Source organism: Aeromonas sp. S11(2024) (assembly GCF_041402345.1).
GTDB lineage: Bacteria > Pseudomonadota > Gammaproteobacteria > Enterobacterales > Aeromonadaceae > Aeromonas > Aeromonas veronii.
Window position 1 is genome coordinate 39,522 of record NZ_JBGLRC010000001.1, and the last position, 11,548, is coordinate 51,069.

The window sequence follows — 11,548 nt, forward strand, 5'->3', positions numbered from 1 at the left end:
GCACCTTTATACCAGAGAGTGTGCGCAGAGTCACACTGCTCGAAGTGAGAAAAACGTTTGTCCGCTGTGAGCCAGATCCCTATAATACGCGCGTCTCAATTCCCCCCCACTTTAAAACTTGGTGAGAAAGGTCATATGGATATCTTGCGTGGTGCCCCAGCACTGTCTGATTTTCGTGTCCAAAAACTGCTGCAACGCTTCGCACAGATGAGAAACGAGAGTGGAGTAGAGAGCGGAGTAGAGATAGAGGATGTCTATGCCGAGTATGTGCACTTTGCCGAGCTGACAAGCCCCCTCTCTCCCCCCGAGCGAGCGACCTTGGGCCAGCTCTTGCGCTACGGCCCGACTATCCCCGAACACACCCCCAGCGGTCAGCTGTTTCTTGTTACCCCCCGCCTCGGCACTATCTCCCCCTGGTCTTCCAAAGCAACCGACATCGCCCACAACTGCGGCCTGAAACAGGTCAAGCGGCTGGAGCGGGGTATTGCCTATTACCTGACCATCAAGGGGCAGGGTGAGCTGAGTGCCGCCCAGCGCAGCGCCATTGCCGCCGTGCTCCATGATCGGATGATGGAAGTGGTGTTTGCCGAGATGAGCGAAGCTGCCGCCCTGTTTGCTCACCACGAGCCGCGCCCCTTCACCCAGGTGGATGTGCTGGGCGGTGGTCGCGCAGCCCTGGCCGAAGCCAACGTGGCGCTCGGTCTGGCGCTGGCCGACGACGAAATCGACTATCTGGTGGAGAACTTCACCAAGTTGGGTCGCAACCCCAACGACATCGAGCTCTACATGTTCGCCCAGGCGAACTCCGAACACTGCCGTCACAAGATCTTCAATGCCGACTGGACCATCGATGGCGAGCAGCAGCCCAAGTCGCTGTTCAAGATGATCAAGAACACCTTCGAGCAGACGCCGGATCATGTCCTCTCTGCCTATAAAGACAATGCCGCCGTGATGGAAGGGAGCCAGGGGGGCCGCTTCTTCCCGAGCCCGGCCAACGGCGAATACCAGTATCACCAGGAACAGGTCGACATCCTTATGAAGGTGGAGACCCACAACCACCCGACCGCCATCTCCCCGTTCCCGGGTGCAGCCACCGGCTCCGGCGGCGAAATCCGCGACGAGGGGGCCACCGGTCGCGGTGCCAAGCCCAAGGCGGGTCTGGTCGGTTTCTCCGTCTCCAACCTGCGCATTCCCGGCTTCGAGCAGCCCTGGGAGCAGGATTTCGGCAAGCCGAGCCGTATCGTCAGTGCCTTCGACATCATGCAGGAGGGGCCGCTCGGCGGCGCCGCGTTTAACAACGAGTTCGGCCGTCCGGCCATTCTCGGCTACTTCCGTACCTTCGAAGAGGAGGTGCCGAGCCACAATGGCGTCGAGGTGCGTGGCTACCACAAGCCCATCATGCTGGCGGGCGGCATCGGCAACATCCGCACCGAGCATGTCCAGAAAGGGGATATCCCGGTCGGCGCGGCGCTGATCGTGCTGGGCGGCCCGGCGATGAACATCGGTCTGGGCGGTGGTGCCGCATCCTCCATGGCCTCCGGCCAGTCAGCCGAAGATCTCGACTTTGCCTCGGTGCAGCGTGATAACCCCGAGATGGAGCGCCGTTGCCAGGAGGTGATCGATCGCTGCTGGCAGCTGGGGGACGACAACCCTATCGTCTTTATCCACGATGTGGGGGCGGGTGGTCTCTCCAACGCCATGCCGGAGCTGGTCAACGACGGTGAGCGTGGCGGTCGTTTCGATCTGCGCGCCATCCAGAGCGACGAGCCGGGCATGAGCCCGCTGGAGATCTGGTGCAACGAATCCCAGGAGCGTTACGTGCTGGCGGTAGCGCAGGACAAGTTGCCGCTGTTCAAGGCCCTGTGCGAGCGTGAGCGCGCTCCTTATGCCGTCATCGGTACCGCGACCGAAGAGAAGCATCTGACCCTCTCTGACAGCCACTTTGAAAATCAGCCCATCGATCTGCCGCTGGACGTGCTGCTGGGCAAGGCGCCCAAGATGCACCGTGACGTGGTGACCCTGCCAGCACAGGGCAAAGCGCTCCAGCTCGATGGCATCACTTTGAGTGACGCGGCCGAGCGGGTACTGCGCCTGCCGACCGTGGCGGAGAAGTCCTTCCTTATCACCATCGGCGATCGCAGCGTGACCGGTCTGGTCAATCGCGACCAGATGGTTGGCCCCTGGCAGATCCCGGTGGCCGATTGCGCCGTCACCGCTGCCACCTACGACAGCTATCACGGCGAAGCCATGTCCATGGGCGAGCGTACCCCAGTGGCGCTGCTCTCCCACGCCGCCTCCGCTCGTATGGCGGTGGCGGAAGCGCTCACCAACCTGGCGCCGGCTCATATCGGGTCGCTGAAGCGGGTCAAGCTCTCCGCCAACTGGATGGCCGCTGCCGGTCATCCGGGTGAAGATGCCGGTCTCTATGAGGCAGTCAAAGCGGTGGGCGAGGAGCTCTGCCCGGCTCTTGGTATCACCATTCCGGTGGGCAAGGACTCCATGTCCATGAAGACCCGCTGGCAGCAGGATGGCAAGGAGCACAGCGTTACCTCGCCGCTCTCCCTGCTCATCTCGGCGTTTGCCCGGGTCGAAGATGTGCGCAACACCGTCACGCCACAACTGCGTACCGATCTCGGTGAAACCGACCTTATCCTCGTCGACCTTGGCAGTGGCAAGCAGCGCCTCGGCGCATCTGCGTTGGCGCAGGTCTATCGCCAGCTGGGTGACAAGGCGCCGGATCTCGACAACCCGGTCCAGCTCAAGGGCTTCTTCAACGCCATTCAGACGCTGGTGGCCGATCGCAAACTGATCGCCTATCACGACCGCTCTGACGGTGGCCTGTTCGTCACCCTGACCGAGATGGCGTTTGCCGGTCACTGCGGCCTCGACATCCAGCTCGATCGCATCGGCGGCGAGCTGCTGCCTGCTCTGTTTAACGAGGAGCTGGGCGCCGTCATTCAGGTGCGCCGCGAAGATAAGGAAGCGGTGATGACCCTGCTGGCCGGTCACGGTCTGGCGGCTTGCTCCCACGTGCTCGGCACGGTGCGCGAGGGGGATCTCATCACCCTGCAACGTGCCGGTCAGGAGGTCTATCGCGCCAGCCGCACTGCCCTTCGCACCATTTGGGGCGAGACCAGCTGGCAGATGCAGCGCCTGCGCGACAACCCCGAGTGCGCGGATCAGGAGCATGCTGCTCGTCAGGACGCCACCGATCCGGGTCTGCAGGCCAAGCTGACTTACAACCCGTCCGAGGATGTGGCTGCACCTTACATTGCCCGTGGGGTCTCCCCCCGTCTGGCGGTGCTGCGCGAGCAGGGGGTCAACTCCCATGTGGAGATGGCTGCGGCGTTCGATCGTGCCGGTTTCGCGGCGGTCGATGTCCATATGAGCGACATTCTCTCCGGTCGCATCAAGCTGGAGGAGTTCCAGACCCTGGTGGCCTGTGGCGGTTTCTCCTACGGTGACGTGCTGGGTGCGGGGGAAGGCTGGGCCAAGTCCATCCTGTTCAATGACAACGCCCGCGAGCAGTTCCAGCGCTTCTTCGAGCGTGGTGACACCTTGTCGCTGGGCGTCTGCAACGGTTGCCAGATGATGTCCAACCTGCGGGATCTCATCCCGGGCGCCGATCTCTGGCCGCGCTTTGTGCGCAACCGCTCCGAGCGCTTCGAGGCCCGCTTCAGTCTGGTTGAGGTGCAGGAGTCCCCGTCGGCCTTCTTCGCCGGCATGGCAGGTTCGGTGATGCCCATTGCTGTTTCCCACGGGGAAGGGCGTGTCGAGGTGCGCGATGCCGCTCACCTGAACGCACTGCAGCAGAGCGGTCTGGTAGGACTGCGCTTTGTCGACAACCGCGGCAGCGTGACCGAGCAGTATCCGGCCAACCCGAACGGCTCGCCGGATGGTATCACCGCCGTGACCACCACCGATGGCCGAGCCACCATCATGATGCCGCACCCGGAGCGGGTGTTCCGCACCGTGGCCAACTCCTGGCACCCTGATAACTGGGGTGAGGGCGGCGCCTGGATGCGGATGTTCCGCAACGCACGGGTTCGTCTGGGTTAATAGAGAGAGCGCCAGCGCATAAAAACAGAAACCGGCCAATTGGCCGGTTTTTTTATCCGTGTCGTTACGGCTTGCCGAGCGGTTGGGGGATAAAGTCTCCCCGGTCGAGGATCCGCAGACAGGCATCCACCACATCCGCATCGAGCTGATGGCCGCGCATCTGGATGATCTGCTCACGGGCCTGGGGAATGCCGAGGGCGGCGCGATAGGGGCGATCCGAGGACATGGATTCGACGATATCGGCGACGGTGAGGATGCGGGCCTCCAGCAGGATCTCATCCCCCTTGAGCCCCTGCGGATAGCCGGAGCCATCGAGATACTCGTGGTGCTGGTGGATCATCCGGGCGATGGGCCAGGGGAAGTCGATATCCTTGAGCACCAGATAGCCGATGGCGGGGTGTTCCTTGACCAGCTCGAACTCCAGCGGCGTGAGGCGCTCCGGTTTGGTGAGAATTTCAGCCGGTACCTGGATCTTGCCGATATCGTGCACCATGGCGCCCAGATAGATCCCCCGCAGCCGCTTCTCTTCCAGCCTGAGCTCCCGGCCGATGGCTTGGGCCAGCTTGGCCACATGTTTCTGATGGCCAGCGGTATAGGGATCGCGCTGCTCCAGCACGGCGGCGATGGCACCCAGCGCATCTTCCAATGCCAGCTCCAGCTGGCGGGCATGGAAGATCTTCTCCTGTTGCGAACGCAGATAAGCCTGCTGGGTATGGCGCGCCTGCAGGCCGTAGGCGAGGTAGTCGGTCAGCTGGATAAAAAGTTGCTCCTCCTCCTGGCTGAACAGCCGTGGCTGGTCGCTGTGAATGATCAGCGCACCGGCCAGATCCTCCTGCAGTGGCAGAGGGATCAGCAGACGGGATCGCAACGGATGGTGGCCGGTATGGGGCCGCTCGTGGAAGATCACCTGATTGAGACGCCGCTGGTGGAGGATGGCCTGGGTGAGGGCCTCATCGTTCAGCCACAGCGTTTGTTCCGAGGCATCGGCACTGCCTGCCTGCGCCACGATCCTCGGCGGTTGGGCGAGTTCGGGCTGGCCTTGCAGCACTGCGACCAGCGGAAAACGGTCATCGACGGCGATGGCATCGCAGATATCCTGCAGCAGTTGTGGCTCATCGCCCGGTTTGAGCAGGGCGTGGTGGGCGCGGCTGATCGCCTGCTGGGTCCAGCTGTACTGTTGCAGTTTCTCCTGCTGCCATTTCTGCTCGGTAATGTCCTCGAAGAAGACGCCGACCCCCACGATGACCCCCGCCTCATCACGCAGGGGAAACTTGGTGGTGCTGAGCCAGCGGGCTTCTCCCCCCTTCAGATAGGGCTCTTCGATGTGCTGGTGTATCCCCTCGCGCATGACTCGGGTGTCATCCTCCCGATAGCGCTGTACCAGTTCGGGGGGAAAAAAGTCGCAGTCATTCTTGCCCACCAGTGCCTCTGGGGAGAGGGCGAGATCCGCCGCCAGCAGGCGGTTGCCCGCAATGTAGCTGAATCGGGTGTCTTTGAGCAGCACCCGATAGGGAAGCTGATCCATCACCTGGGTCAGCAACAGCGCCGAGGAGGGGAGCGCATCGGTCAGTGGGTGGGGGAGTGCACAGGAGGTGAGGAGTTCGGACATCTTATCCCGCCTTGTCTGCAAGTTGACTGATGGGAGGGCCGAAGTGGTAGCCGGTCTGCCAGAGCACGATACAGCTGTTGACCACTTTTTCATCGTAATGGATCCCGGCATAGCGGGTCAGTTCGGCAAAGGCGTCACTCAGGGGCATGGCCCGGCGGAACGGGCGATGGGAGGTCATGGCGATCAGCGAGTCGGCCACCCGGATAATGCGCGCCTCCAGGGTAATGGCGTTGCCCGCCAGCCCCTGCGGATAGCCGCTGCCATCGAGGTTTTCGTGGTGCTGCAGCACTATGGTGGCGATGGGCCAGGGGAAGTCGATCTGTTTGAGAATATCGTGGCCGGCCTGGGGGTGCTGCTTGATCAGTTCGAACTCCACCGGCCGTAATTCACGTGGGCGGGTGATGATCTCGGTGGGGATCTGCAGCAGGCCAATATTGTGCACCATGGCCGCCAGTCCTAGCGCATCCAGCCGCTCTTGCCGCAGTTGCATGGCCTGCCCGATGGCCAGTGCCAAATCGCGCACCCTCAGCTCATGGCCCGCACTGTTGCGATCCTTGTGGCTGATGGCGCTGGCGAGGGCACTGATGGTCTGGAACAGCAGCTCACGCTGGTGGCGCTCGCTCTCCTTGAGGCGGGTGATGTCGACCAGGGTGCCGATGATGCCGGCAACCATCCCCTGATGGTCATAGAAGAGATCCTTGAAACAGATGACCTGATAGCGCATGCCATTGCGATCATGCAACTGCTGTTCGATGCACTGGGGCTGGCGACTTCGCAGCAACTCGGCTTCCCGCATGCTGTAGGCCTCGGCAAGCCCGACTGGCAGCAGCTCCTCGACCCGTCGACCCAGCAGCGCCTCCTTGCCGATGCCGATCACCTGATTGAAGGCCTGGTTGCAGCCCAGAAATCGCCCTTCGATATCTTTGTAGAACACCGGGATCGGGATAGCCTTGAGCAGGGATTCGTTGAAGTGTTTCAGATCCTTCAGTTCGGCCTGCTGACGCAGGGCGAGCAGCTCGCTGTCCTTGCAGAGGGAAATGGCGCGGGCCAGGTTGCCGAGTACCGGGCTGAACAGATGGCAGACCGGTACGATCTGCTGATGTGGCTGGGGGGCGAGCAGCAAGATGAGATAACCCCCTTCAACCTTGAGCCGATAGGCAAACTGGTAGGGGCGGCTGCCCGGCAGGGGGAGCGTCTGTTGCAGCAGGCAGAGCTCCTCCTCGCTGACCCACCCAGGCAGGGTCAGGGTGGTGCCGGTGTGCTGGCGCAGCTGCTCGTCGCCGATCACCTTGAGCAGCTTGTATCCCTCCCGTTGTTGCTGCAATACCGCGCCAACTGGCGTGGCGCAGTGATGCATGAAGCGTTGCAGTACCTTGGTGAGCAGCGCATCCAGCGTCACTTCACGCCCGATGCAGAGCGCCAGATCGCAGACGATGGCCATGGCGTGGTCGTTGTTCATATCAATACCCCGTTACAGAGAATGGCGCCGTTATGAAATTGGGGGTAATCCCCATGGCGCACGCTGCCAATTTCGCCAAGGGAGAGGGCTCCTGCCAGATCGCCGGCCCCCGAGTGGGTCAGCAGGGTGCGCAGCTCGGTCACCGTCTGCTGGTCGAAGTGCAGCTGGCGTCCTGCGCAGTAGTAGACCTCCAGCAAGTGTGCCCGGGTGAGGGTTTGTTGCTGGTTGAGGCGCCTGGCCAGTAAGCAGGCATGTTCGGTGGCACTCTCTGGCGCCTTCAGCAGAGTGAGGATGCTGTGCTCCGCGACCTCGCCGGCGCAGAGCAGGGCGCCGTCATCGTTTGCCTCGACGGGGATCCTGACAATCACATCCCCGTTGGCCCGCAGCAGGCCCAGTGGCATGTGCACCACGAAACGGTAGAGCTCCTCGCGCACCATAGTGTGCTGGAATTGCTGGCGGATCAGCCCCTGATATTTTTGAAAGGCCGGTTGCCAATCGATGTAGGCAATCTTGTTCGCTTCACTGCTGGTGGCCAGCATCGGTTGGGCCGAGAGTTGGTAACCATGTTCCAGAAAGGGAAAGCTGTTGCTGGGCTGCAGTGTGCAGTTGACCCCGTAGGCAAGTTGCCGTTGATTATCGAACAGGCAGGCAAGGGGGGTGAAGCTGCCGCTGCCTGCGTTGGCGCCGGCATAGTTGACGCGATTGGCCAGTTGCAGATAAAGCGCATCCAGAATGGAGGCGATATTGGGAATGAGGTTGTCGAAGGTCAGAAACAGGGTTGGTGGCGGCGAAGGGGTTGGCCAGGTGGCCAGCATGGTCTCCACCTGTTCCGCAATCAGGTGGGCAAGGGATGCTGCGCTGGTCTGCGGTGTCAGTGGCAGCAGTGTGGCGTGATAGGGGTTGGCTCTGGGCAGTAGCCAGGCCCCTTGCGGCAACAATCCTTGCGCACCGATCAGCTGGGGGAAGATGGCGCCATCCAGGGCGATGTTGAAGTCGCGGCACAACTGCTGCAACAGGGGGACCTGTGCGCAATCCTGTTCGGCCAGCAGTATGGTCAGCTTGCCTCCTTGCAAGGGTGCCAGCGTGGCGGCCAGTTCTGTCGGGTTAAATTGGCAAACGTAGTGTTGCTTCATCAATCTGAACTCCATTCCAGAATATAACCAATATATCAATAAGGAATTCAAGAGGGTATGAGGATCTCGCCCGGTTCTGGTTGTATGGCAAAAACCATGATGGGTATCACCCTCACTGACTGATCTGTCATTTGCTGGCTTGCGGAGTGCGCGGTGCTGTCGGGCCGCAAATAGAAAACCGGCAGCCAAAGCTGCCGGTTTTGCGGGTAATGAGGGGTAGTGACGGTAAAGGTTACTGCAATACCACGTGCTGGAACCCTTGTACCAGGCTGATGACCGGTTGCGGGTAGAGCCCCAGCAACACCACCAGGGCGGCAGAGAGCAGTACTACCACACCGCCGGAGGAGAGTGCCCAGTCGGCGCTGGCATCCCGCTGCTGCATACCCGGTTCGCGCAGATAGAGGGTCACCATCACCTTGAGGTAGTAGTAGAGACCCAGTGCGCTGCCGAGCACGATGGCACCGGAGAGCCACCAGAGCTGCGCCTCGACGGTGACGCCGATGAGGTAGAACTTGCCGATAAAGCCGAGGGTCATCGGGATGCCCGCGAGTGACAACATCATCACCGTCAGTACGGCAGTCAGATAGGGGCGCTTCCAGAACAGACCGCGATAGCTGTGCAGGGAGTCGGCATCCTTGCCGCGATAGGGGCTCGACATCATGCTCACCACCCCAAAGGCACCCAGGCTGGTGAACAGATACATCAGCAGGTAGACCCCGGCTGCTTCCACCGGCATCTGGCCGAATCGGCTCGCCACGATCACCGCCAGCAGGTAACCGAAGTGGGAGATGGAGGAGTAACCCAGCATCCGTTTGACGTTGGTCTGCACCAGGGCCAGCAGGTTGCCGACCAAGATGGAGATGACCGCCATGGCTGCCAGCAGCCAGTGGATCATGGGATCGCTCGCCGCCGGTACCGCCAGATAGAAACGCAGCAGCACGGCAAAGACCGCCACCTTGCTGACGGTGGCGAGGAAGGTGGCGACCGGTGCCGGGGCACCTTCGTAGACATCCGGGGTCCAGAGGTGGAAGGGGGCCAGGGAGAGTTTAAAGGCAAAGCCAACCAGCATTAACCCCAAACCGCCCATCAGCAGCGGATGGTGAGCCGGGCTCTCGGCCAGGGACTGCCCCAGGGCAGCAAAGCTCAGGCTGCCTGCCTGCGCGTAGAGCAGCGCCATGCCAAACAGCAGGAAGGCGGTAGCGGCGGCAGAGAGCACCATGTATTTCACCGCCGCTTCCAGCGAGTGGCGCTCGCGGTAGGCGTAACCCACCAGACCGAACATCGGCAGGGTCAGCATCTCGATCCCGATAAAGAGAGAGGCGAGGTGACGGGAGCAGGCCAGCACCAGACCACCGGCAGTGGCGATCAGCAGCAGCAGGAAGAACTCTTCCCGGTTGTCCGGGTAGGCTTTCAGCCAGGATTGGCCGAAGGTGCAGGTGGCCAGGGCGCCGATGAGCACCAGTCCCATGTAGAAGACGGCGTAACTGTCCACTTGCAGCAGCGGGGTGACCCCCTGATCCCCTTGCGCCATCACGATGGGCAGCGAGAACAGAGCAAGGTTGAGGCCAACAATGGTCACGGTAAAGGCGGTGGTGACACAGCGGCGCCAGGCGATGGCCAGCATCAGGGCCGCCATGGCCCCGGTGGTCAACAGCAGGGGAAGCAGTGCCAGCAGTTGGGAAGCGGAGAAAGTCATTGCAGGGCTCCAGCAGTCGGCAGCAGATACCAGTGCAGCACGTTGATAAGGCTGCTGCTGGCGGTGTCAATCACGGGTTGGGGATAGAGGCCAAGCAGAACCAGCAGGCCCGCGATCACCATCATCATGGTCAGCTCGCGGCGATCCAGTCCCTTGAGCATGCTCTCATCCTTGGCGGGGCCAAAGCAGGCGCGCTGCAACATGATGAGGGAGTAGACCGAGGCCAGTACCAGACCGAAGGTGGCGACCGCCGTGATAAGAGGGGCAACCTGGAAGCTGCCGACCAGGATCAGGAACTCGCCGACGAAGTTGCCGGTGCCCGGCATGCCAAGTGACGCCACCGAGAAGAAGAGCATCACACCGGGCAGATAGCGCAGGCGTCCCCACAGGCCGCCCATCTGGCGCAGATCCCGGGTGTGCAACCGCTCGTAGAGCTGACCGCAGAGGATAAAGAGGCCGGCAGCCGAGAGACCGTGGGCGATCATCTGCACCACGGCGCCCTGCAGGGCCAGCTCGCTACCCGAGTAGATGGCGATCATCACAAAGCCCATGTGGGAGATGCTGGTGTAGGCTACCAGCCGTTTGATGTCGGTCTGGGCAAAGGCCACGATGGCACCGTAGACGATCCCGATCAGGCCAAGCACCATGGCGTAGGGAGCAAATTCGGCGGACGCTTCGGGGAAGAGCGGCAAGGCAAAGCGCAGCAGACCGTAGGCGGCGGTTTTGAGCAAAATACCGGCGAGATCCACCGAACCTGCGGTCGGCGCCTGACTGTGGGCATCCGGCAGCCAGCCGTGCAGCGGTACCAGCGGCATCTTGACCGCGAAGGCGATAAAGAATCCCAGCATCAGCAGCCACTGAACGCCCTTGCTCATCGGGGTATTGAGCAGCTCCAGATAGTTGAAGGTGAAGACTCCGGTGGCATGCTGGTGGGTCAGCACCAGCCCGATGATGGCCACCAGCATGATAAGGCCCGAAACCTGGGTGTAGATGAAGAACTTGGTCGCCGCATTGATCCGTGATTTGCCGTCAGTGACCGAGTGGCCCCAGAGCGCAATCAGGAAGTACATGGGGACCAGCATCATCTCCCAGAAGAAGAAGAAGAGGAACAGGTCCAGCGCCATAAAGACCCCGAGCACGCCGCCCAGGATCCAGAGCAGGTTGAGGTGGAAGAAGCCGATGCGCTGCACGATCTCTTTCCACGAACAGAGGATGGCCAGCACCCCGATAAAGCAGGTGAGGATCACCATCAAGAGCGACAGGCCATCCACCGCCAGATGCAAAGAGATGCCGAAGCGGGGGATCCACGGCAGGCGCCACTCGGCGGCCCAGGCGGAGGCAGCACCGGAGACGCCCGCGCTGTCGAGGCCGGTCGTGGCAAGGGAGAAATCACCACTTAGCCAGATGGCACAGGAGAGCAGCAGGCTGGCGCTCATGGAGAGCAGGGCAACCCAGCGGACAAACTGCCCGCCGAGACGCTCCATCTGCCAGCAGAGCAAGCCGCCGATAAAAGGAATTAGCAAGATCCAGAGTAAGGTCACGGTATCAGCTCTCGTTCAAGTTCATATGAGATTGCGCTCCCTGTTCCATCA

The 11,548-nt window shown here is 61.8% G+C and carries 6 protein-coding genes; 1 reads left to right on the forward strand and 5 read right to left on the reverse strand.

The window, feature by feature from the left end; translation table 11 throughout:
* The first annotated feature begins 135 nt into the window (after positions 1-135).
* Positions 136-4,059 (forward strand): phosphoribosylformylglycinamidine synthase, encoded by a 3,924-nt coding sequence (purL, locus tag ACB040_RS00195; protein WP_371153939.1) that lies wholly within the window; start codon positions 136-138, stop codon positions 4,057-4,059.
* A 64-nt stretch (positions 4,060-4,123) separates the two neighbouring features.
* Here purL and ACB040_RS00200 read toward each other — a convergent pair whose 3' ends face one another.
* From ACB040_RS00200 to nuoM, 5 genes are all read right to left on the reverse strand, one after another.
* Entirely contained in the window at positions 4,124-5,668 is a 1,545-nt protein-coding gene (locus tag ACB040_RS00200) for an HD domain-containing phosphohydrolase (RefSeq protein ID WP_371153937.1), read from the reverse strand.
* A 1-nt stretch (position 5,669) separates the two neighbouring features.
* The gene (locus tag ACB040_RS00205; RefSeq protein ID WP_338774574.1) at positions 5,670-7,127 is read right to left on the reverse strand and encodes an HD domain-containing phosphohydrolase; all 1,458 of its coding nucleotides are present in this window, start codon (positions 7,125-7,127) and stop codon (positions 5,670-5,672) included.
* Positions 7,124-8,260 carry an FIST C-terminal domain-containing protein gene (locus ACB040_RS00210; RefSeq protein ID WP_338774575.1) on the reverse strand — a complete coding sequence of 379 codons (1,137 nt, stop codon included), beginning with the start codon at positions 8,258-8,260 and terminating at the stop codon, positions 7,124-7,126. Before ACB040_RS00210 ends, ACB040_RS00205 begins: the two co-directional genes overlap by 4 nt.
* A 232-nt stretch (positions 8,261-8,492) precedes the next feature.
* Positions 8,493-9,956 carry an NADH-quinone oxidoreductase subunit NuoN gene (nuoN, locus tag ACB040_RS00215; protein ID WP_110303232.1) on the reverse strand — a complete coding sequence of 488 codons (1,464 nt, stop codon included), beginning with the start codon at positions 9,954-9,956 and terminating at the stop codon, positions 8,493-8,495.
* The gene (gene nuoM / locus ACB040_RS00220; RefSeq protein ID WP_021231430.1) at positions 9,953-11,497 is read right to left on the reverse strand and encodes an NADH-quinone oxidoreductase subunit M; all 1,545 of its coding nucleotides are present in this window, start codon (positions 11,495-11,497) and stop codon (positions 9,953-9,955) included. Before nuoM ends, nuoN begins: the two co-directional genes overlap by 4 nt.
* Positions 11,498-11,548 lie beyond the last annotated feature (51 nt).

What these genes read in the sequence shown, in the direction of transcription:
- nuoN (WP_110303232.1), bottom strand. Translation starts at nt 9,956, where the DNA reads ATGACTTTCTCCGCTTCCCAACTGCTGGCACTGCTTCCCCTGCTGTTG.
- ACB040_RS00205 (WP_338774574.1), bottom strand. Translation starts at nt 7,127, where the DNA reads ATGAACAACGACCACGCCATGGCCATCGTCTGCGATCTGGCGCTCTGC.
- ACB040_RS00200 (WP_371153937.1), bottom strand. Translation starts at nt 5,668, where the DNA reads ATGTCCGAACTCCTCACCTCCTGTGCACTCCCCCACCCACTGACCGAT.
- purL (WP_371153939.1), top strand. Translation starts at nt 136, where the DNA reads ATGGATATCTTGCGTGGTGCCCCAGCACTGTCTGATTTTCGTGTCCAA.
- ACB040_RS00210 (WP_338774575.1), bottom strand. Translation starts at nt 8,260, where the DNA reads ATGAAGCAACACTACGTTTGCCAATTTAACCCGACAGAACTGGCCGCC.